General features: G+C 58.7%; 21 protein-coding genes, 1 tRNA gene and 1 pseudogene. 13 read left to right on the top strand and 10 right to left on the bottom strand.

Annotated features, from left to right (window positions below; genetic code table 11):
* Nucleotides 1-412: YtpR family tRNA-binding protein (ytpR, locus tag ACGVJ8_RS02520; RefSeq protein WP_392345330.1), on the bottom strand; the 412-nt coding region annotated here is incomplete at its 3' end.
* Nucleotides 413-531: 119 nt separating this feature from the next.
* Between ytpR and rpmG the strand changes: the two genes are divergently transcribed.
* From rpmG to ACGVJ8_RS02535, 3 genes are read left to right on the top strand one after another with little or no spacing between them, the layout of a single operon-like run.
* Nucleotides 532-726, top strand: a complete 195-nt coding sequence (gene rpmG, locus ACGVJ8_RS02525) for a 50S ribosomal protein L33 (RefSeq protein ID WP_006851071.1) — start codon at nucleotides 532-534, stop codon at nucleotides 724-726.
* Nucleotides 727-767: 41 nt separating this feature from the next.
* Nucleotides 768-989 (top strand): 30S ribosomal protein S18, encoded by a 222-nt coding sequence (rpsR, locus tag ACGVJ8_RS02530; protein WP_392345331.1) that lies wholly within the window; start codon nucleotides 768-770, stop codon nucleotides 987-989.
* Nucleotides 990-999: 10 nt separating this feature from the next.
* On the top strand, nucleotides 1,000-3,030 hold the full coding sequence (locus ACGVJ8_RS02535; protein WP_392345332.1) for a ribonuclease catalytic domain-containing protein: 2,031 nt from the start codon (nucleotides 1,000-1,002) through the stop codon (nucleotides 3,028-3,030).
* Here ACGVJ8_RS02535 and ACGVJ8_RS02540 read toward each other — a convergent pair.
* Entirely contained in the window at nucleotides 3,027-4,805 is a 1,779-nt protein-coding gene (locus tag ACGVJ8_RS02540; RefSeq protein ID WP_392345333.1) for an FAD-dependent oxidoreductase, read from the bottom strand. The two genes, ACGVJ8_RS02535 and ACGVJ8_RS02540, sit on opposite strands and share 4 nt — an antisense overlap.
* A gap of 86 nt (nucleotides 4,806-4,891) precedes the next feature.
* Between ACGVJ8_RS02540 and metG the strand changes: the two genes are divergently transcribed.
* Together metG and lptC are read left to right on the top strand one after the other, a co-directional pair.
* Nucleotides 4,892-6,436 (top strand): methionine--tRNA ligase, encoded by a 1,545-nt coding sequence (gene metG, locus ACGVJ8_RS02545; protein WP_392345334.1) that lies wholly within the window; start codon nucleotides 4,892-4,894, stop codon nucleotides 6,434-6,436.
* A gap of 7 nt (nucleotides 6,437-6,443) precedes the next feature.
* The gene (gene lptC / locus ACGVJ8_RS02550; RefSeq protein ID WP_392345335.1) at nucleotides 6,444-7,589 is read left to right on the top strand and encodes an LPS export ABC transporter periplasmic protein LptC; all 1,146 of its coding nucleotides are present in this window, start codon (nucleotides 6,444-6,446) and stop codon (nucleotides 7,587-7,589) included.
* On the opposite strand, the gene ACGVJ8_RS02555 is transcribed toward lptC, so the two are convergent.
* The gene (locus tag ACGVJ8_RS02555) at nucleotides 7,534-8,184 is read right to left on the bottom strand and encodes a cofactor assembly of complex C subunit B (RefSeq protein WP_392345336.1); all 651 of its coding nucleotides are present in this window, start codon (nucleotides 8,182-8,184) and stop codon (nucleotides 7,534-7,536) included. The genes lptC and ACGVJ8_RS02555 overlap by 56 nt on opposite strands.
* 62 nt (nucleotides 8,185-8,246) lie before the next feature.
* Here ACGVJ8_RS02555 and ACGVJ8_RS02560 point away from each other — a divergent pair, with 62 nt between their 5' ends.
* The 6 genes and pseudogenes from ACGVJ8_RS02560 (at nucleotide 8,247) to ACGVJ8_RS02585 (ending at nucleotide 12,709) form a co-directional block, all read left to right on the top strand.
* The gene (locus ACGVJ8_RS02560) at nucleotides 8,247-8,654 is read left to right on the top strand and encodes a hypothetical protein (RefSeq protein WP_392345337.1); all 408 of its coding nucleotides are present in this window, start codon (nucleotides 8,247-8,249) and stop codon (nucleotides 8,652-8,654) included.
* A 33-nt stretch (nucleotides 8,655-8,687) separates the two neighbouring features.
* Nucleotides 8,688-9,359 (top strand): photosystem II repair protein Psb32, encoded by a 672-nt coding sequence (gene psb32, locus ACGVJ8_RS02565; protein ID WP_392345338.1) that lies wholly within the window; start codon nucleotides 8,688-8,690, stop codon nucleotides 9,357-9,359.
* Nucleotides 9,360-9,372: 13 nt separating this feature from the next.
* Nucleotides 9,373-10,521, top strand: a complete 1,149-nt coding sequence (gene pxcA / locus ACGVJ8_RS02570; RefSeq protein ID WP_392345339.1) for a proton extrusion protein PcxA — start codon at nucleotides 9,373-9,375, stop codon at nucleotides 10,519-10,521.
* The gene (cobU, locus tag ACGVJ8_RS02575) at nucleotides 10,508-11,092 is read left to right on the top strand and encodes a bifunctional adenosylcobinamide kinase/adenosylcobinamide-phosphate guanylyltransferase (RefSeq protein ID WP_392345340.1); all 585 of its coding nucleotides are present in this window, start codon (nucleotides 10,508-10,510) and stop codon (nucleotides 11,090-11,092) included. Before pxcA ends, cobU begins: the two co-directional genes overlap by 14 nt.
* Nucleotides 11,089-11,581, top strand: a pseudogene (locus ACGVJ8_RS02580) (TrmH family RNA methyltransferase). The gene cobU and the pseudogene ACGVJ8_RS02580 overlap by 4 nt, the downstream one beginning before the upstream one ends.
* A gap of 78 nt (nucleotides 11,582-11,659) precedes the next feature.
* Nucleotides 11,660-12,709: a peptidoglycan DD-metalloendopeptidase family protein gene (locus tag ACGVJ8_RS02585; protein ID WP_392345341.1), complete on the top strand. Its 1,050-nt coding sequence runs from the start codon at nucleotides 11,660-11,662 to the stop codon at nucleotides 12,707-12,709.
* Between the two features lie 62 nt (nucleotides 12,710-12,771).
* Here ACGVJ8_RS02585 and ACGVJ8_RS02590 read toward each other — a convergent pair.
* Nucleotides 12,772-12,845: transfer RNA gene (locus ACGVJ8_RS02590), tRNA-Met, on the bottom strand.
* A 47-nt stretch (nucleotides 12,846-12,892) separates the two neighbouring features.
* Nucleotides 12,893-13,201 carry a hypothetical protein gene (locus ACGVJ8_RS02595; protein WP_392345342.1) on the bottom strand — a complete coding sequence of 103 codons (309 nt, stop codon included), beginning with the start codon at nucleotides 13,199-13,201 and terminating at the stop codon, nucleotides 12,893-12,895.
* A 121-nt stretch (nucleotides 13,202-13,322) separates the two neighbouring features.
* Here ACGVJ8_RS02595 and ACGVJ8_RS02600 point away from each other — a divergent pair, with 121 nt between their 5' ends.
* Nucleotides 13,323-13,925, top strand: coding sequence for a peroxiredoxin (locus ACGVJ8_RS02600; protein WP_392345343.1), 603 nt, complete (start codon nucleotides 13,323-13,325; stop codon nucleotides 13,923-13,925).
* A gap of 24 nt (nucleotides 13,926-13,949) precedes the next feature.
* Here the strand turns inward: ACGVJ8_RS02600 and ACGVJ8_RS02605 are convergent, their stop codons facing one another.
* Together ACGVJ8_RS02605 and ftsH are read right to left on the bottom strand one after the other, a co-directional pair.
* The gene (locus ACGVJ8_RS02605) at nucleotides 13,950-16,706 is read right to left on the bottom strand and encodes a UPF0182 family protein (protein ID WP_392345344.1); all 2,757 of its coding nucleotides are present in this window, start codon (nucleotides 16,704-16,706) and stop codon (nucleotides 13,950-13,952) included.
* On the bottom strand, nucleotides 16,703-18,502 hold the full coding sequence (ftsH, locus tag ACGVJ8_RS02610; protein ID WP_392345345.1) for an ATP-dependent zinc metalloprotease FtsH: 1,800 nt from the start codon (nucleotides 18,500-18,502) through the stop codon (nucleotides 16,703-16,705). Before ftsH ends, ACGVJ8_RS02605 begins: the two co-directional genes overlap by 4 nt.
* Nucleotides 18,503-18,589: 87 nt before the next feature.
* Here ftsH and rpmF point away from each other — a divergent pair, with 87 nt between their 5' ends.
* Nucleotides 18,590-18,766 (top strand): 50S ribosomal protein L32, encoded by a 177-nt coding sequence (rpmF, locus tag ACGVJ8_RS02615; protein WP_392345346.1) that lies wholly within the window; start codon nucleotides 18,590-18,592, stop codon nucleotides 18,764-18,766.
* Here rpmF and ACGVJ8_RS02620 read toward each other — a convergent pair.
* Genes ACGVJ8_RS02620 through ACGVJ8_RS02630 form a run of 3 tightly spaced genes read right to left on the bottom strand, consistent with a single transcriptional unit; the run spans nucleotide 18,730 to nucleotide 20,784 of the window.
* Entirely contained in the window at nucleotides 18,730-19,707 is a 978-nt protein-coding gene (locus tag ACGVJ8_RS02620; protein WP_392345347.1) for a phosphoribulokinase, read from the bottom strand. The genes rpmF and ACGVJ8_RS02620 overlap by 37 nt on opposite strands.
* On the bottom strand, nucleotides 19,697-20,008 hold the full coding sequence (locus ACGVJ8_RS02625; RefSeq protein WP_392345348.1) for a DUF565 domain-containing protein: 312 nt from the start codon (nucleotides 20,006-20,008) through the stop codon (nucleotides 19,697-19,699). Before ACGVJ8_RS02625 ends, ACGVJ8_RS02620 begins: the two co-directional genes overlap by 11 nt.
* 11 nt (nucleotides 20,009-20,019) lie before the next feature.
* Entirely contained in the window at nucleotides 20,020-20,784 is a 765-nt protein-coding gene (locus ACGVJ8_RS02630; RefSeq protein ID WP_392345349.1) for an HAD-IA family hydrolase, read from the bottom strand.
* Nucleotides 20,785-21,011: the final 227 nt, after the last annotated feature.

A 21,011-nucleotide genomic window follows, 5' to 3' on the forward strand; every position in this document is an offset into this window, starting at 1 on the left:
GAATCGCGATGCCGTCCGACGCGTTGGCCAGGCCCAGTTCCGTCAGCGAGCAGATCATTCCGTTGCTGGCGACCCCGCGCAGTTCACCGGCTTTGATCGTGAGTCCAACGGCGGGAAGCACAGCTCCGACGGTGGCGACGGGCACATGAATGCCGGCCCGTACGTTCGCGGCTCCGCAAACGATCTGAACGGGTTCGGTTGCGCCGATATCCACCTTGCAGACACTGAGTTTGTCGGCATTGCTGTGTTGCTCACGCTCCAGCACATGGCCCACGACCACCCCCTGGGCCTTGGCGCTGAGGTCATCGATCTCTTCCACCTCAAATCCAGCCATGGACAGGCGGTTTTCGAGTGCCTCTACGGATTCATCCACCTGGACGAGTTGCTTCAGCCAGGAGAGGGACACCCGCATGGGTTTGCAAGGAACTGGGCGCGTGATCTTAGGAAGCTCCCCCGGGCTGAGCCCGATAGGGCGACCGGGTAAGCTCTTTGTTTGTCAATTCGCTTCGCAACTGCGGCGCAACGTCCTTTATGGCCAAGAACAAGGGCGTCCGGATCGTGATCACTCTCGAGTGCACCGAATGCCGGTCCAATCCCGCCAAGCGTTCCCCCGGCGTGTCCCGTTACACGACCGAGAAGAACCGCCGGAACACCACCGAACGGCTGGAGATCAAGAAGTTCTGTCCCCACTGCAACAAGTCCACTCTCCATAAGGAGATCAAGTGACCCTGCAGCTCTCTTCGCACCATTCCAACCGTTCCTGATTCATGTCGAGCTCCGTCTTCAAGAAGCGTCTTTCGCCGATCAAGCCCGGTGATCCCATCGATTACAAGGATGTGGATCTTCTCAAGAAGTTCATCACCGAACGCGGCAAGATCCTTCCCCGCCGCCTCACCGGCCTCACCGCCAAGCAGCAGCGCGATCTCACCAATGCCGTCAAGCGTGCCCGCATCGTTGCCCTTCTGCCGTTCGTGAACCCCGAAGGTTGATCCTCGGGCGTTGAATAATTCCATCCAACCCGGAGACACCGTCGCGGTTGTTCTCAAGGGTTCTCCTCTTTTCGGCCGTCTTCTGTCCATCAAGGGCAGCAAGGCGGTTCTTTCTTTTGGTGGTCAACGTCGTGACCAGGGTCTGCCCCTGCGCGACCTGATTGCCATTGATTCCCAGCATCGCTTCGATCATTGTGACCTACCTGCCCCTGAGCAGGTGCAGGACAGTGCCCCATCAGCACGGGCCGTCATCGAGGCTTGGCAGCTGCTTGAAACGGATCAACCGGGGGGCATGGCTCGACTGAGCCTGTGCGAGTTGGGGGAGTTGGTGCTGGGCCAGTTCAACCTCGCCGGTCTGGCAGCGCTATGGGCCTGGCTGCATGGGAGCCAACAGTTGTTCCGCTGGCGTCGAGACCGCTTGATCCAACCACTCCCCTGCGAGGAGCGGGCCAGCCTGCGGCGCCAACGCCGTGCTGAGCGGCAGGCGCAACAGCAAGAACAACGGCAGCTCGCGTTGCTTCGGGCGGAACGAGCCCTCAGCGACGATGAACGCCTCGAACTGGGCAAGGTCTGGGACGAGCGCTTCAGCCACTGGATTCAGTTGCTGAAAGACAATCCCGCTGCGGTGGGCTCCGACCTGGATCTCCAGCAGTGGTCGGCACCGTTATCGATCGGATCGGATGCCGCCGATCTGCGGCAGTGGTTGATCGTGCGTGGGTTGCTCGATCCCAACGAACCCATTGGCCTGAGAGGCAGCGTCTGGTCTCGCAGTTTTCCCATTGATCTGGTGGAGGAAGCGAATCGCCTTGTTGCTCTGTCGAATAAAGAGCTGCCTGGGGATGAGCACCGCATCGACCTCACTCACCTGGCGACCTACAGCCTGGACGATGCGGAAACCCGCGAAATTGATGACGCGCTCTCCCTGGAGCGTCGTGACGGCGTCGATTGGATCTGGATCCACATCGCTGATCCCAGCCGGCTGATCGGCATTGACTCCCCCCTCGATCAGGAAGCCAGACGTCGGGCCACCAGTTTGTATCTGGCGGAGGGTGTGATGCCCATGCTCCCTCTGGAGCTGGCGGCCGGTCCCCTCAGCCTGCGGGCCGGGCAGCGTTGTGCTGCCCTGAGTGTGGCCGTTCGCCTTGATGATGAAGGTGCTGTGGCGGATCAATGGATTGCACGCAGTTGGATCCGACCCCGCTACGGCCTCACCTATACCGATGGTGATGAGCTGATCGAGTTGGCTCCCCCAGGCGATGAAGCCCTCTCGAATCTCTCGCGACTCTTAATGCAGCGAATACACTGGCGCCGCTCCAAGGGGGCCGTGATGTTCGACCATCCCGAAGGACGCTTCCGTCGCAGCGAGGGGGATTTGACGCTGCAAGTGATTGACCCGTCACCCTCCCGCCTGATGGTGAGTGAAGCGATGCTTCTGATGGGCGCTGTTGTGGCCAACTTTGGACAAGAGCACAACCTGCCGCTGCCCTTCCGCAGTCAGCCTGCGGCGGAGCTGCCCTCCAGCGATGAACTCGATCGAATCCCCGATGGACCAGCCCGTGATGCGGCGATCAAGCGCTGCTTGAGCCGTGGCGTGCAAGGCACGCGACCCATGCCCCATTTCAGCCTCGGGCTTGAGGCCTATGTGCAGGCGACATCACCGATTCGACGCTATGCCGATCTCGTGGCCCACCGGCAGATCATTGCCCAGCTTTTGGCGATTGCACCGTTGGATGAAGTTCATCTGGGGGAAGTGATCGACGATCTCGATGATCCATTGCGCCAATCCATTCAGATCAGCCGGGAGGATCAGCGCCATTGGCAGCAGGTATGGTTCGCTGAGCATCAGAGCACCGTTTGGTCGGCCGAATTCCTGCGCTGGTTGCGTCCGCAGGATCGGTTGGCCCTGGTACATGTCAGCGACCTGGCCATGGATCTGGTCGGTTGTGTGTCTTCAGCAGACCCTGCGCCCGGTGACACTCTTGAACTCAAGGTGGGTCGTGCTGACCCCGTCCGCGGTGAGCTGCAGCTTCAGTTGGCTTAATCCAGAACCCCTGTGATCCGAACCCAGGGACCCCATGGATTTTGCACGCCGCGCAGATTCACCCTTTGGCCGACGCGATCCGAGGCGGTAAGCCAGCGGTGAATGGCAGGTTCCAGGGTGATCAGGGGCCAGACCCTTTTTGCGGTTTGCAATTGGTAGCCCTCCTGAAGGCTGCCTTTGATCACGCCATCGAGACCGAACTCATGGGGCTGGTTTGGCGCCTGGTTTATGCCGGGGGGAATGATCGTGTTGGCCCTTGGGCCTGAAAGGCAGCCCATCGCATCCAGGTGTTCAGGTCGAGCCAAGCCCTGCTCCTGAGCTTTGACCCAGTGCGGATGCCAGAGCGGCCAGTCCCAGATCGGAAGCACTGCTGCAGGGGCTTGCGGCTCGTGGATCAGGGCTGACTGGATGGCCTCAACCGCAAGATCACAAACGCCACAGCCCTGGCGAATGGCCATGGCCGCCGCAAGACCCGCCACCTGGCCCAGATTGAGGATCAAGGGCTGCAAGCGCGTAGCCCCATTGGCCATGTGGCTGACGCTGAAGCCTTTCTCCGCCATCACAAGGTTGGGGATCGAGTCTGAGATCAAGGCATCGAAGGGGATGCAGAAGGGGGTGCCGGTCCAACGCCCTCCCCAACGAACACTTTTCGGTGCGAGAGGCCAGTCCTCCCCGGGGTAGTGATGGTCATTGGCGTAGGTGCCCACAGCGATGCTGGTGCAACGTCCTTGGCCATCGATCGGTAGCGGTCCTCGAAAGGCTCCCTTGGACATCGGCAACAGGTCGCGTTCCGTGACTGTTGATCGACCCATCAGCCGGCGACCTTCCCGCCAGTACGGCATTAACGCCAGGCTGGGATCTTCACCTGGAAAAGCATTCCCGACAGCGATCCAACCGCCGCTGCATTCCGACAGCGCCGCGAGGAACTCTTTGCTATGCCCCTGCATCTCCTGGGCCAGTTCTGCATGAACCTCGCCATCAGTGCTGAGGGCTCGATCGAGGCTTTTGTGCCAGTCGTTCCCCTCCAGGGGCCAATTGAGCATGACCAGGCCACCGGGCAGACGGCCATAGGTGATGGTTTTCTCGAGGCCGAAGCTGGCGGTGCTCCGTTCAAACGGAATCCGCGGGATCCCACCGGAACACTGCGGAGCGAGTTCCCCATCCAATTGACCCATCACCACCCAGGTGGGTGACTGGATAGGTTGCCGTTGAAAGAACGCGTCGCTTTCGAGCCGCGACTGATCGGGGGCGCTGGGTTCATCCCACATCTCCTTGGCTTCCCAACCCCAGCGGAAAGGAGCCGACGACAGGGCAAGCAGATCACCCAGGTCGCTGCCGTCAACAAACACGTTGGCGGAGAAGGTTTCGACGCCATTCGCGCTGTGGATGTCTACGGAATGGAGTCGACCCTGCTGGCTGTGAACCTGCTCCAGCCTGCAGTGGGGACGCCACTCCAGATTGGGCTCGACAGCCGTCCAGTATTGTAAGATCCGCTCGGCCGTTTGTGGCCTGTATCCAAAACAGCTCACCCAATTGTGGTCGAGGCCGCTCGTCTCTTCCAACTTGAGCTGTCGCAGAAAGGCGCCCCAGATCCCGGTTTGCCAACAGGTCAGTTCATGGCCATCCGGGGCACAGACTCCTGCCGAACTCACCATGCCCCCGAGCCAGGGGCCAGGGGTGAGCAGAGTCGTGTCCGCTCCTGATCTTGCACTTTGCAGAGCAGCAGCGACGCCCCCGCAGCCACCACCCCAAACCACCACATCGCAGTGCGTCATGACGAGGGCGGATTGGCATGGAGCGTGTTGGGCATGCTCGTTAGAGTCTGTCGTTGCTGCGGTGCAGCGGAGTTCGAACTTTTCTGATGCCCTACACCCTTACGACTCCGCTCTATTACGTCAACGATCGTCCCCATCTGGGCAGCACCTACACGACCTTGGTCTGTGACGCCCTGGCTCGCTTCGAGCGACTCCGGCTGGAAAAGGTGACCTTCGTGACCGGCGTTGATGAGCACGGCCAGAAGATTCAGCGCACGGCAGAACGTCAGCAGCTAAGCCCCCAAGACCACTGCGATCGCGTCAGCAGCCGCTACCGCGATCTCTGGAATCAGTGGGGGATTTCCGACGATCGCTTCGTGCGCACCACCAACCCGCGCCACTTGGAGTTGGTGGAGCAGTTCTACGAACGGGTCAAAGCATCCGGCGACATCGTTGTTGGCAAACAGACCGGCTGGTACTGCGTCGATTGCGAGGAGTACAAGGACGATCCGGCCGAAGCGAAGTCACCCTCCTGTTCAATTCACCGCAAGCCGCTGGAATGGCGAGATGAGGAGAACCTCTTCTTTCGGCTCTCCCGCTATCAATCCGCCATTGAGGAGTTGGTGGCTCGGGATGACTTCATCGCCCCTGCCAGCAGACGACAGGAAGTGCGCAATTTCGTCGCCCAAGGCCTGCGCGACTTCTCCATCTCACGGGTGAATGTTTCCTGGGGACTGCCTGTTCCCGACCATCCCGGTCACACCTTCTACGTCTGGTTTGATGCCCTGCTGGGCTATCTCACAGCACTCCTGGATGACGGCGATGCGGTGTCGCTGGATCGGCTTGCCTCCTGTGGCTGGCCCGCTTCCGTGCATGTGATTGGCAAGGACATTCTTCGCTTCCATGCCGTGTTCTGGCCTGCCATGTGCATGTCTGCCGGACTGCCGGTGCCGCAAAAGGTGTTTGGCCATGGCTTCCTGACCCGGGAGGGCCAGAAGATGGGCAAATCCCTTGGCAATGTGCTCGACCCGGAACTGTTGCTGGAGCGGTGCGGCACCGATGCCGTTCGTTGGTATCTGCTGCGCGACATCCAATTCGGAGACGACGGAGATTTCCAACAACAACGCTTTGTGGATCTGGTCAACAACGACCTGGCCAACACCATCGGCAACCTGCTGAACCGCACCTCGTCAATGGCCCGCAAGTGGTTCGATGACGGCATCCCTCCGGCAGGAGCAGCCTCAAGGGCTGACCATCCCCTGGCTCTCAAGGCTGCGGAAACCGTGCGCACGGTGATCGAGGCGATGCCGATACTTGCATTCAAGACCGCGGCCGAATCGATTCTTCAGTTGGCCATTGCGGCGAACGGTCATCTCAATGACACGGCTCCCTGGAGTCGCATGAAGGAACCCGGTCAAGAGGCGAGCGTGGCCGAAGATTTGTTCGCTGTGCTGGAAACCACCCGCATCGTTGGGCTCCTGCTTGCCCCGCTGCTGCCCGATCTCAGCGAGCGGATCCTTTCCCAACTTGGAGAAAGCTTGGATCCAAGCAACTGGTCGAATCAGCTGAATTGGGGCAGGCTGTGCAGCGGTTCTGCGCTGCCCAAGCCAACACCGGTGATGCAGCGGTTGGAACTGGATGAACCGCTCTGAACGAAATATGCTGGGTCACTTGTCAGGTTGTGGTCTGACGACAGCCCTCGTGGCGAGTGCTTTGCTGACCGCTTGTACAACTCGGCGGCCGATCTCGGTTGAACCCACTCCGTCCTTTGTGTTTCGATCGCTTGACTTAAGTCAACGGGCCGACGATGGTAACCGTGACTGGGATCTCACCAGTCCCGAGGCGCGTTACGACCTAAGCAGTCGAATTATCCGCGCACGACGTCCGGAGGGCGTCCTTTATCGTGATGATCAACCACACTACAGGATCACCGCCGATCTCGCCACGGTGTTGAGGGATGGAGAGCTCGTCGTTCTTGAAGGATCGGTGCAGCTCCGGCAGTTGAACCAACGGGGGCTGACGATTGAGGGAGACAATCTGATTTGGACGCCATCGCAGTCGCGGATGGTGATCAATCAACGGCCAATGGCCAATGATGGCCAGACACAAATTCGCTCCCGCGAGCTGGCCTTCCAGCAAGACACCGAAGTGCTGTTATTCAGCGGCCCAACCCAGCTGAACCGTGTTGATGAAACAAATGCTGCTTCCACAGTGGTGCGGGGTGGCAGCGGAACCTGGAATCTGAAGAGCGGTTTGATGCAGGCGCCTGGTCCGGTGGAGGCCGTGCGCAGCGATGGCCGCACGCTCAGTGCTTCAGGGTTGGAGGGCAACACCCGTAAGGGTTACCTCGACCTTCAACAACCGGTCACGCTTGTGCTCGAAAGCGACCGCGGTCGGATCACTGCCGGACGGACGCGTTGGCTGTTTTCGGCGAAGCAATTGGAATCCGATCAACCCGTTCAGGCTGATTTGAAAAACAGCAAGGTTCAGGGCAGGGGATTCAAGCTTGATCAGCGCACTGGCACGGTGATCATTTCCAGGGACTGTCGCGTGGAGCAGAAGCTGGAAACGCTTACGGCCCAGCGGTGCACATGGAACTGGCGCAATGAGCGGGTTGTGGCTGATGGCGATGTGGTTCTTCAGCGGACCAAGCCTGAGCAGATCACTCTGGCCTCACGTATGGAGGCGAAGATTTCGGATGATGGCGAGATCCGCTTCGGCCAATCCGGAGCGAGGGTTGAATCGACGATCAAGCTGAGTCCGGCGTCACAGGAGAAACCTCGCCGGCCCCAAGTGTCGTTCTGAGCCGCTTGGTCCAGCCCTCAATCCATCGCTCATCCGAGCGGGTGAAACAACGGGGCGACCAGCCCCCCACGATCACGGCCCCATCGTTTCCCATAGGGCACACAACGATGGCCGGGAGTGACGGCAGCATTCCGTCGAATTCGGCCCGGCCCGGAAAGAGTGTTGTGTTCACGAGGGAGATGGTTTGCTCACGTTCCATGGCCCGTTTGGTGATCGCCCCTGGTTTGAAAGCCTCCTGACTGATCAGACCCCGACGCAACACAACCTGCTGCTGCCACAGCACAAGCATGGATGCCGCCGGCGTCGCCGTCAGCAGCATGTGGCTGCCCCAGGCCAACTCCTGTTGTTGGTCCTCACTGAACTGATCAGTCATCTTCAGTCCCTGCTCTCCTTTCAACGGGATCTTCTCCGCTGATTTGGGATTGGCCCGTGTCCAAAGCACTGCCACCAACATCAGACCCACCGCTGCCATCCCTGCCAGAACCTCTGCTCTTTGAAGTTCGGGTGTCACGGTCTCCGCCAACCCCGCATTGGTCACGGTCAGACCCAGCAACAAAAGCGCACAGATCAGAACGGCTTGAGCGGGACCTGGCATCAACAAGGGGTGCTGTCAGAACGCAATCATCCTGCTCAAATACGGACATGTGCGTCTCTGCCATGACGACTCCCGAGGCTTTTGCCGCCATTGCCCTCGCCGCTGTTGCCTGTGACGGAAGGCTTGGGCGGGAAGAAGCCCATGCCCTGCGCCGTCAGCTGGAGAATCTATCACTTTATAGCAACAGCTCTGATGCGACGATGAGTGAATTGTTTGACCGCTTGCTGCTGCTGTTGCGGGAGGAGGGCGTTCAAGGCTTGATCGCCTCCGCCCTGCCGCAACTCAATCGAATACAGCAGCAGTCGGCCCTGGCTGTGGCCGCCCATTTGGTGCATGCCGACCGCAAGATCACAGCGGAGGAAACCGATCTCTTGGATCAGCTCACCCGTCAGATGACGTTGCCCGACAACGAAGCCCGCATGATTGTTGAAGCAATCGTAGCGCTCAACCGCGACATGCTGGACAGCTAACGGCAGACTGAGGGAGTCATAACGCTTGAAGGGATGCCCAGTTCCGCCAGACGCCTGTTGGCCAGCCTGCTCAGTTTCGGGTTCTGTCTTCTCCTCTGGGCCCCTGCCAGTCTGGCGGTTTCACCTGCTGCCCTGGGTGGAAGCCTGCCGGATGCGTTGGTGATCGACGGTGCCGACGTGTTCAGCCGCGCCAGCCGTGGTGAATTGGAAGCGAAATTGCGCCGTTTTGAGGATCAACGAGTGGATGCCCGCTTGATCACGCTTCGGCGTTTGGATTACGGCATCACCTTGAACAACTTCGGCGAGGAACTCCTCAAGACGTGGAGCTCATCCAGCGGCAATCCATTGCTGTTGATGTTGATCGAAGCATCCAACAAGCGTTCCGCCGTGGTCGCAAATCAGGAGCTTGAAGCACAGCTTCCTTCAAGCTTGCTGAAGAGCACCGCGCTTACAACGATGACTGTGCCCCTGCGGGAGGGCGATCGTTATCGCCAGGCATCCGTTGATGGCCTCACCCGACTTTCAACTGTTCTCTCGGGTGGGGAAGATCCCGGCCCTCCGAAGGAGATCGAACGGGTCACTCTGCCCACCAACATTCCCACCAAGGCGGAAACTGCCGAGAGCGATGCCACCAAGTGGGTGATCATCTTATTGGCGCTTGGAACCATCATTCCGATGGCCACCTGGTGGGTGTTCTCGCGCTGATGAACCGACTGCGATGAGCCGCCGTAACTGGATCAACCTATTCAGCAACAGCCAATCCATCGAACTCTCCAGTGATCTTGAGCGTGGCTACGAGGCGGCTTTGCTCATCCAAAGCTTGGAGTTGGAGTATTACGGCGACCGGCAGATCCGGCCGGAGCTCAAGCTCTCCGTGCCGCGCTCTGTTCAGGCCACGATTCTGCGTCGCTTCAAAACGGCACTGGCCATCTGCCGCAATTCAGCTGCCAATCTCTCGGACCAACGGGGGCAACTGGATTCCCAGGAACTGCGTCAACTCCAATTGATCGAATCCGTCGTAAGCCGTTATGAGTCGCGACGATCCAGCAGTTCGCCGTCGATCAGCCGCTCACCAGATGCCCTGCCCCGTTCGCTTCTCGGTGTCTTAGACAGCATCCGACTTCAGTTGGATCCTTCGACCGAGGACAACTTGGTTGCCGGCTATCGACGCCAGCGGGACAGTACGCTGATTTCACTGAGGGTTCTGCTGCTTCTCGTTCTGGTTCCCTTGCTGGTTCAGCAGATCGCCGGGACTTACCTGATCTCCCCTGCGGTAAATCAGCTTTCACCCGAACTGCCTTTCCTGAGTTATCCCAAGCCTCAGCTGGAAGAGAAGGCCGCAGAAAAACTTTGGCTCTACAAGCAAGAACTGGAATTCGATGCCTTTCTCAAAGGCGTCCAGCCCCTGGATGATGGTGCGCTGGGCGACAAGCTCACCGAAAAAGCGACGGAACTCAAGCACGATGCTGATGAGGAAAGTCTCAAGGCGATCAAAAACGTCTTTGCGGATTTGGCCGGCCTGATCGCCTTCGCCGTGGTGTGTTTTATGAGCCGCGATGAACTGCGGGTTCTTCGAGGATTTGTGGATGAGGCTGTTTACGGGCTGAGTGATTCCGCCAAGGCCTTCGCCATCATCTTGTTCACCGACATTTTCGTGGGATACCACAGCCCGGAAGGTTGGTCGGTGTTGCTGGAAGGGATTGCCGAGCATTTCGGTCTTCCCTCCAGCCAGAGTTTCGTCAATCTCTTCATCGCGACATTCCCAGTGGTGTTAGCGACGATCTTCAAGTATTGGATTTTCAGGTATCTCAACCGTGTGTCTCCGTCTTCCGTCGCGACGCTGAAGGGGATGAATGGAGGTGGTTGATCCCGCGTCCCATGTGGAGCCCCCCGTTGCAGGCCAGACCAGCCGCCTGATTCTCGTCAGCGGACCAGCCCGCAGTGGAAAGAGCCGTTGGGCTGAGCATCTCTTGCATCACCACCCTGTTGTGACCTACATCGCCACGGCGGCCACCCGACCGGATGACCGTGACTGGCAGAAGCGACTGGAGGCTCACCGGCAGCGTCGACCCGACCACTGGAGCGTTGCTGAATGCGGAGTAGAGCTGGTGAACGCCATCGACAGCCTTGCTCCGGGGCAATCTGTTCTGATTGATTCGCTCGGTGGATTCGTTGCCCATCACCTTGACCTAAGTGCATCGGAGTGGGATCACCTCTGTGAACGGCTGATCGCCTCGATCAGGTCATCGCACTGCACGTTTGTTCTGGTGATCGAAGAGACAGGCTGGGGCATTGTTCCCCCAACACGCATCGGTGGCTCGTTTCGGGATCGTCTTGGAAGCCTTGCGCAATCGCTTGATTGCGTCGCCAACGCCGCCTGGCTGGTTCTCCAGGGTCGCGCTCTGGATCTTCATGCCCTTGGCCAGTTGGTGCCATGACTGAGATTTCCCCCCCGCGGATTGCCCTGTTCGAGCCCCAGATCCCACCGAACACCGGCAACATTGCTCGCACCTCGGCGGCTTTCAGGGTGCCATTGACCCTGATTGAATCCCTTGGCTTCAAGGTGGATGATCGCAGCATTCGCCGTGCCGGTCTCGATTACTGGCCCCACGTTCAGCTTTCGATCGCTGCGAACTTCCCCGAGTTTCAAGCTGAGCTTCGTCCTGAGCAGCGGTTGATCGGTTGCAGTCGTCGTGGTGGTTCATCGCTCTCCTCGTTCACGTTTCAACGGGGTGATGCTCTGCTGTTCGGTCGGGAACGACACGGGGCTGCCGGAAACGGTTCGCGAAGCCTGCGACAGCATCCTCACAATCCCAATGCCTGGAGCAGCTGATGACGCTGACCAGGGAGGCGTACGCAGCCTCAACCTTTCTATGGCTTGCGCACTGGTGACCTACGTGGCTGGACAGCAGTTGCGGTTGTGGTGATCCCACCACTGCTCCACCACCACCACCCCTTGCGCCGGGATGTTCGGCTCGTTACCTTCAACGCGTCTCAGGGTTTTCATGCGCGCATCGCTCGCTCTGGCAGCTGCTGTAACCCCTGTTGTGTCTTTGGGTCTGTGGAGCTCCCTGCTCGGAATTGCCGATAACGCCACCTTTGATCTTGCCGAGTTGCCCCCCCTTCCAGCTCTCGATCCTCAGGATTCCATAGCTGTTGTCAGCAAAGCCAAATCGACAAATCCGGTCTGGCTCAAAGTTGTTCGTGCCACTTCACTAAGGCGTTTTGCTGAACTTCTTCAGCTCGATCGAGAGGTTCTGGCCACGTTGAACAACGTGCCTTCATCTCACGTTTTCGAAAAGGAGAGTTGGCTCTCTCTGCCTAGTTCTGTTCGTACTGTTGCAGTGACGTTGTCGTCACTCAAGCGGACCAGTGAACGTCAGACCCTTCCTGTGGCTGCACCGCCTCCGGTGACCACCCTTGCCAAAATCAAGAAAGGGGATTCCCTGGCTGCGTTCCTTAAGCGCCACGGTGTCACCCAAGATCAGCTCAAGACCTGGAATCCTGGGCTCGAACTCAGTGCTTTGACGGTTGGTCGGGAACTTCAGATCGCCCAGGCTTCCTCAGGGCAATCACTTCTTGCTGTCCGTCCGCTTCGGAGTGGAGGCGCTGCTTGGCCTGAGCAAACTCTGTTGCTGATGGCCGATCAGCCCGACAGCCTCAAACCACCGATCGTTGGTTACCAGTGGCCAACCAAGGGTGTTTTCACCTCCGGTTATGGATGGCGTTGGGGTCGGATGCATAAAGGCATTGATATCGCCAATAACACCGGAACACCTGTTTTTGCAGCGCGTGATGGGATCGTCTCCTTCTCCGGCTGGAGCGGTGCTTATGGCTATCTGGTCGAAATCGCCCACAGCGATGGCGAATCCACGCGTTACGCCCACAACAGCCGCCTTCTGGTCAAAAAAGGGCAGGTTGTGCCCCGTGGTGCTCGTATTTCATTGATGGGAAGCACTGGAAGAAGCACCGGACCTCACCTCCACTTTGAAATCCGTCGCGCCGGTGGCGCCGCCCTCAATCCCTTGGTCAAGCTGCCAGCGAGAAAGGCTTGAACCAATCAAGCTCACAACCTGCTCGGTTATGAGCTGGTTGTTCGCCAGCTTGAATAAATGAATGTCAGAGGGGAGACTTGAACTCCCGACCTCAGGGTTATGAATCCTGTGCTCTAACCAGCTGAGCTACTCTGACGCAGGCCCTCCAGGCCAGTGCCCATCATACATCTCAGAGGTTCAGCCTCAGCGCATGTCGATGGCATTGAGGCGGTCTCGGAAGGATTTGGGCTGGTCATCCTTGGTGGAAGGCGTCACGGTCTCAACGACAGATGTCGGTGCCGGTGCCGGTGCTGCCTCGACGAGCCTCGCAGGGGTTGAACGTCGGGTGGCGCCGCGATTCCCACCCAGGCTCTTCAACTGGCCAGTGCGCTGATCTCGGTCCAGAGGTTTCTTGCGCAGATCTCCCTTCAGCTGGTTCAGCAGACGGAAATGTCCGGTGGAACTGAACTTGCGCAAGAGCGCAGGATCCCAGCTCGTGAGTTGGTCAGTCATAACCTGAGTTTATGGCGAAGGATGGCTAGGGTCGTGATAAGTTCAGAACTGATACTGGAAGTCGGATCGACTACGTGTTACGTCGTTTCCGGTCTTCAGCTCACTCATTCACCTCCCGAAAATGACCGACACCGGTTGCTTGCGTGTGGGCCAGCAGGCCCCTGATTTCACAGCCACCGCAGTGGTGGACCAGGAGTTCAAGGAAGTCACCCTGTCCCAGTACCGGGGCAAGTACGTGGTGCTGTTCTTCTATCCGCTGGATTTCACCTTCGTTTGCCCAACTGAAATCACGGCTTTCAGCGACCGCTACACCGATTTCTCCAGCAAGAACACCGAGATTCTCGGCGTTTCCGTGGACAGCCAGTTCAGCCACCTGGCCTGGATCCAGACCCCTCGCAATCAGGGTGGCCTGGGCGATATCAACTATCCCCTCGTTGCCGACCTGAAGAAGGAAATCTCCACGGCCTACAACGTTCTCGATGAGGCTGAGGGTGTTGCCCTGCGTGGTCTGTTCATCATCGACCCCGATGGTGTGATCATGCACGCCACCATCAACAACCTGCCTGTTGGCCGCAACGTGGATGAGACCCTGCGGGTTCTGCAGGCCTTCCAGTACGTGCAGTCCAACCCCGACGAGGTTTGTCCTGCCAACTGGACTCCTGGTGAAAAGACCATGAAGCCTGACCCCAAGGGTTCCAAGGAATACTTCTCCGCCATTGGCTGAACGTTCTTCGCTCAGCCCCTTCGGTTATTCCGCTGTGCCCTGCCCGTCATACGGGTGGGTTTTTTTCATGAGTTGATCCCAAGCGAGATTGAGGTCTTGGTCCATGGCAACCAAACGACCGTCACTCACAACAATCCTGGCCAGAGAAGGCAGCCCCACCTTCCTGGTGCGTAGATACACCGGTTCCACATAAAGAAGTCCGGAGCCAACGGGAAGCACAAGCAGATTGCCTTGCAGGAGTTCCAGATCCTCCTGATCCCAAAGACCGAACTGCTCGCTCACATCTGGATCCTGATGAATCAGTGCCTGAACTTGTTCCGGGCCGAGAATATTTTTGTCTTTGGGAAAATCGATCAGCTCCAATTCACCGTAGTGATCACCATCATTCCGAGCCACCAACCACGCCGTGAGATTGGGCCTGGCCAGGGGGGTTAAAGGTTGGAGCAGTAGAAATTCAGAATTGTCGTTGCCTTGCAGCTGGGCCGTAATGTGATACGGCTCAACATCAACTTTTCGCCCCCCATAAATTTCACTGGGAACTTCCCAAACATCATCACCGCTGTAGAAGATTTGGGGGTCTTTAACGTGGTATCGCTTCAGCTGATTCACCTGAACATTAAAGAATTCCTCAGGAACTCTGAGGTGATCACGAATCAGCTTCGGCATCTCTTCCATCGGATCAATCAAGCCAGGAAAAGTGTGTGCCCAGGCTTTAATAATCGGATCGTCGGGTTCTGAGATGAAAAACTGAACGCTGCCGTTGTATGCATCCACGATGGCCTTCACTGAGTTTCTTAAATACCGATCAGAATCTTCTGGTGAGACCGCTGCGCTGTAGGCCAGGGTTGTGCTGTGGGTATACCCCTCGACAACCCAGTACTGATGTTGTTGGCGTTGATCGGCTGTCACGTTGGTCGTGGTGGAAGTGTCCTGCTCAGCGTTCGGAATTGAGATCAGATAAGGCTCGCTGCGGAAATCAATGAAGGGTGCAATCGCTTTGACGCGGCTGCGCACATCACGCCGGATCAGTAGTTTGGAATCAGCATTGATCGCTTTGGTGATCAACAGTCGAGGTTCACGGAGATAAATCGCCGCTGCCCATTTTTGAAGCCAGGATTCAATGGGTAGCCCACCTGATCCCTGATAGTGCGTCATCTTATTGATGTCGCCTTCGGGGTAATCGAATTCCTTGATCTGCGTTGGAGCGATGGCATAGGGCGAAGGAAGCATCCCAAAATAGAGCGCTGCATCGCCAACGGGAATTTCTTTTTGCACCTCCGATCTTTCAATACCTAGTGCTGGATTTCCCTGAATGAGTGTTTCTGGGCCGAGACCTTTGACGAAATAAGAGGGGAGACCATCACTGCTTCGGTCATTCACCGGACTGACAGTGAACCCATAGCCGTGGGTGAAGATGAAATGACGGTTCTGCCAGGTTTTTGATCGACGCGGCAACGCGGACTGATCCAATTCGCGGGCCGAGAGAATCACCTGCTGCGCCGAATCGCTGTCCTGATTCAGCGGATAACGGTCAACGGCTGCATTGGAAAAGCGGTAGTAGACCCTCAGCTGTTGCAGTTGCCGGTTCGCTTCCAGTAGAGGACCGCTGTCCCAGAGGCGTACATTTTCGAGCGTGCTGGCGCCTTTCTCCCGATCAGCAGCACTGAGCCTTTGGGGGTCGACAACTCGACTCTTAATTTGATCCAACTGGAAGCCGCGCTGCGTCGCCTGAATGGCTTGTGCTAGGTAGCGCTCTTGCAAATCGCGTTCCTGCGGCCGCACCACAAGCCAGCGCGTCAGCGGTGTGGCCACTATTTCCAGCGCCACGAGCGACGCCAAGGCCAATGCGAAGCCCCGACGCAGCCGTCGCCGGCACGGCAACAGAAGGGCAAACGCCATCAGCACCAGCAGCAGTGTAGCGAAACCACGCAACGGAAGGGTCAGGTGGGCCTGCAACCATCCGGCCCCGGCCACCAGGCCGTGTTGGGTCCACAAGAGCTGATGCCTCGATAACCACACCAGACCCGCCGCTCCGAGCAGCAGTAGCGCCGAAAGCGACCTGATCAGTTGGATCTGTCGCGGAGCAAAGGCTGGACTGGCCCAGTCAGAAATCGCCTTTGAGCCCGCCAGCACACGCCACAGCTCCAACACGAGGGTGAACACAGCGCCCAAGAGCAGTAGTTCCAGGGCCAGATGCAATCCGGCAAAGCGCCCCAATCCGAAGCTCAGATCGGCCCCGAGTAGAGGGTCTTTCGTGAATTCATCAGGAATCCAGAGAGCCAACGTCCAGATGCCCCAGGCGCGGCTGACGGCAACCACCAAAGAGCCTGCCACAATCCGTGCCAGCCAACGAGGCCAGGCCATCGCCAGGCCTACCACCCCTGCCTGAACGACTCCCGTAGCTGAGCTGAATCTGTCGTAGAGCCCCAAAAGTGGCTGCCATTCCCCAAGCTGAAACGGATCACGGATGGCCAGCGCCAACAGATCCAGCGTCAGCAAGGCACTGATTAGCACCACACCAGCAGTGAGCAACAGCATGAATCCGTAGGACCATCCGGTCAGGCTCATCCCCTGGGATGTGCTCAACGTCTGTTGTCTGAATTGCCTAGACCAGGCCCGGGCTGCCAGCAGCGGCAGCGTCGCCAACCCTGCGAAGAGAAGCTGCAGAAGCCAGCGCTTGAGCAGAACGTCCGTCCAGGCGAACTGATCGAACCAGAGCCACTCGATCTGCATCCGGGCTGCAACAACAACCAGCGGTAGCAGAAGGAGGAGGCGTCTCATGGGAGGCCAGCGATGTCTCGGAACCGATCACCGTTGATTGTTTCCTCGGCAATCAAAACGTCCACCAGTTGATCCATCAACTCACGTCGCGGCTCCAGCAGGGCGATCGCCTGCGCCAGAGCGTTCTTGGCGAGCTGGCGGATTTGAGCATCAATCGCCTGGCCTGTGGATTCGGCGTAGCCCGGCCGTTGGTTGAACCAGTCGCGCCCCAAAAAAACCTCCGTACCTGGGCCTTCCAGTGCCATCGGTCCGAGGTTGGAAAAGCCAAAGCGCGTCACCATCTCCCGTGCCAGTTGCGCCACCATCTGGAGATCTCCACTGGCCCCCTGCGTGATCTCGAGTGATCCGAAAACCACTTGCTCCGCGGCTCGTCCGCCCAGGGCCACCACCAGACCAGCGAGGCAGGACAAGCGTGTGATTAACCCAGAATCTAGCACCTCCTCGTCGGGCATGAAGCGGGTATAACCGCCGGCTCCCCCCCGGGGAAGAATCGTGACCTTGTCCACCGCGTTTGCAGCCGGCAGAAGGGTGGCCACCAGAGCATGCCCCACCTCATGATAGGCGATGAGCCGTTTTTTGGCGCTGTCCTGCAAGGGGCGATTGCTCAGCCCCATGGTGATCCGCTCCAAGGCCCCTTCCAGTTGGAACTGACCGATGCGGAGCATGTTCTGGCGGGCCGTGAGGATGGCCGCTTCGTTGAGCAGATTGGCCAGGTCAGCCCCGGAAAAGCCAGGGGTGCGGCTCGCCCAATCCGACAGCGAAACCAAGTCATCGAGGGGGCGTGTTCTCGCATGCACGGCGAGAATGGCCTCGCGACCTCGGCGATCAGGAAGGCCCACATCAATGCGCCGGTCGAAGCGTCCGGGACGCAACAATGCGGCGTCGAGCACGTCGGCGCGGTTTGTGGCCGCCAGCATGATCACACCGGAGTTCTCCTCAAAGCCGTCCATCTCCGTCAGGAGTTGGTTGAGGGTCTGCTCCCGTTCATCGTTGCCGCCGCCGATGCCAGCACCCCGCTGGCGACCCACGGCATCGATCTCATCAATGAAAACGATGCAGGGGGACTTTTCCTTGGCTTGGCGGAACAGATCGCGAACTCTGCTCGCGCCAACACCCACGAACAGCTCAACAAACTCAGAGGCTGCGATGGAGAAGAACGGCACGCCCGCCTCCCCTGCCATCACCTTGGCAAGAAGCGTTTTCCCGGTTCCAGGGGGGCCGACCAGCAATACGCCCCGCGGGATCCTTGCGCCTAGCCGAATGAAGGCCTCGGGCTGCTTGAGAAAGGTGACCACTTCCTCAAGTTCCAGCCGTGCATTATTAATACCGGCAACATCCTCAAAACGGAGCTGAAGGTCTTCCTGGGGTTTCAACCGAGGTTGACTGCGCCCAAGCCCAAGAGCTCTGTTCGCCATCTGAGCTGAACGCTTCAGCAGAAGCGACAAGCCGACCACCACCAGCAGAATCAATATCAGGGTTCCCGCCAGTTCGCGACCTGCTTGTTCGCGGCGAATATCAACAACCGTTAGGGGCGTGCCGGAGCTCTCGGCGGCCCGAAGGATTTGGTTGTCGTTGGCGAAAACGGGAACGATGACCCGTCGGCCATCGTTGTATTGGACCCTGACCTCCCGCAGGCCCGGCACAAGATCCAATTGTTTGATCTCTTTCGCATCGATATCCCTCAGCAGGGTGGAATAACTCACCGTGTTCTGCTTCGTCCAAAAGCCCTGAATCGACGAAGGTTGATCCTTCTGAGGGGCCGCGGAACCACTGGAGCCGTCCGAACCTGGTGCCACGTCAACGCTACGCTGCATGGAGCCTAGCGATTTGACGCAAGGGGGTTCCAAACGAGACAATCTCGGTTTGGAAATTCAACAGGCGCAATGGCCGTCCCGAAGAAGAAAACATCCAAGGCCAAGCGCAACCAGCGCAGCGCCACCTGGAAGGCCAAGGCAGCCGTTGCCGCCCAGCGCGCCATGTCCATTGGTAAGTCTGTGCTGAGTGGCCGCGCCCAGGGTTTTGTTTATCCGGTGAGTGAGTCCGAAGACGACGAATCCTGAATCGCACCCGGGAGGTGGATTCGCCGCAGGGTTCGATCCGGATCCACCTCCACAACAACATCTGCTTGCATTGTTTGAAAACTGCTCGATGGCAGCGAGCAGAGAATCATGCGGATGAAACGATCCAGTTCGGAATTGGAAAGCGATGCTCCCCGTTCCGCCTCCAGGGTGGCTTCCTGTTGCCGTTTCCATCGCCAAGGAGCATTGAAGTCTGTCGCCCGCAGTTGCCAGAGTTGATTGAAACAACTCCAGGTGGCTTCGTAGTGGGCGAGCACAACTTGCAGCTTCTGGCGCCACTCCAACTCCTGCGGCGTTAAGGGGTTCTCAAGATGGGGCTCATCTGCAGTTGCATTGGCATTTGGTCTGCAGCCCACAAACCATCCCTCAAAAATCAGCAGGTCGGCATCGCAAGGGCGCCAACCGCTGCGATCTCCACGTCCTTGTCGTTTGGCTTTGTCGAAGCACGGCATCAAGACGTTCTCACCCTGTCGCCATGTCTGAAGACACTCCTGCAGGAGCTCCAGGTCATGGCTGCCAGGAAGCGCGCGGGGCACACCCCAGGGGTTGCCTTGCATCGCCGCATCAAGCCGTTCGGCCTCGAAATAAAAGTCATCAAGCGAAACCACCTGGATGGAGAGGCGAAGTGCCCTGGCGGCAGCTTCAATCCATTGCCCCAGGGTGGTCTTCCCGCATCCCGGCAAAGCACTGAATCCAAGCAGATGGCGTTCTCCCTGCCATTGCTGCCCCAGACTCAGAAGAGGCAGACCAACAGACCACAACCAATCTGGCACCGCCTGGGAATGCCAGTGATCGATGGCGACCCGGTGACGCCCAGAGTTGCGCTGCAGTGCAGACCAACTCTCGACGTCGCCCAACTCGAGATGCTGAAGCAACCGCTGCTGATCGTTGCTGGGAATGACGCGTTGGCCCTCAGGATCCAACTTTGAACGCCTCCAGAACAACGGCATACACAAATCCAAGCCGCAGGTTGTCGAGCCAGGGAAGACGACGGCGCCCAAGAACCATCAATTCACAGGCGATAAGGGCATAAAACGCCGTATAGGTCCTCAGCTCGACAGCATCCAGGATGTAGGCGGGGAGGTTGCTACCGATGAAAAATCCGAGCAGCAGCAGCAGTAGCGAGGCGCTGCGGCACCACCAGGGGCCAGACCAGGACCGCCGGATCTCTGTCCCCCAACTGTTCTGAAGCCCCGCCAGGCGTGTGCGCTGGATTGAGCTCATCGATCCGGCACCTACAGCAAGGTCTCCAAATACTTCAGCGTCACTGACCCCTCCTGGCAAGAGGCACCGGAAAATAGGGTTGCTGGATGTCCTGGATCGCCCAGGTGATCCCACACCGCAGCTGCCTCGCCACCGGCATCACGCAGGGTTGCGGCATCCCAGGAAGAAGGGGTCAGCAGACAGCGCAGATCAGCGGCACTTGCTGCCGAGAGACCCGCGGCAGAATCTTCCAAGGCGAGGCTGGCAGCACTGTTGGCCCCACTGCGTTTGAGAGCGAGCAGGTAGCCATCCGGTGCGGGCTTCCCCGAGGCAACGTCGTCCGATGTCACCACGCCATCAAAGCTGGGAATCTGCTTCTGGATCTGTTCCAGCAGAGCCATCACCGATGCCGATCCGCTCGAGGTGACGATCCACTGCTGCACCCCGGCGTGGTGCAGCTCCTGCAAGAGCCTCCTCACACCGGGGCGAAGTTGCACGTGTCCTTGGCGGACCCGCTCCAAGTAATACAAGCGTTTGCGGTCACGCACCTGGTGGAGTTGGTCCTGGGTGAGGGTCACCCCACAGGCTTCAGCGTGCAGCTTCACCCTGCGGAGTCCACCAGGAATCGCCAGCAGCTTGTTGTAGAGGGCTTCATCCCAAATGAAGGGGAGATCCAGCTCCTTGAAGGCCATGTTGAAGGCCGGTCGATGACCGTCCATTTCCGTGTCGGCCAAGGTGCCATCCACATCCCAAAAGACCGCTGAAAGCCTGTTCACCTTGAGGAGCAGCAACGGCACAATGCTGGGACATCACCCCCCCCCTTGCATTCCCTTGCTGGCTGTTCCGCTGCATTGGTCCTGGTCCCTTCCAGCCGTGGTGGAACCATCGCCATTGCAAGGGCTTGATTTGCCGCTGTCGCTGCGCTGTATGCTGCGGCGTAGGGGATTCAACTCAACATCCGAGGCCGAGAGATTTCTTTCCCCTGGTGATCTGCCACCCACCCACGATCATTTCCCTGACCTCG

Origin of the sequence: Parasynechococcus sp. (assembly GCF_042954245.1) — a bacterium.
In the GTDB taxonomy this organism is placed as follows: Bacteria; Cyanobacteriota; Cyanobacteriia; order PCC-6307; family Cyanobiaceae; genus Parasynechococcus.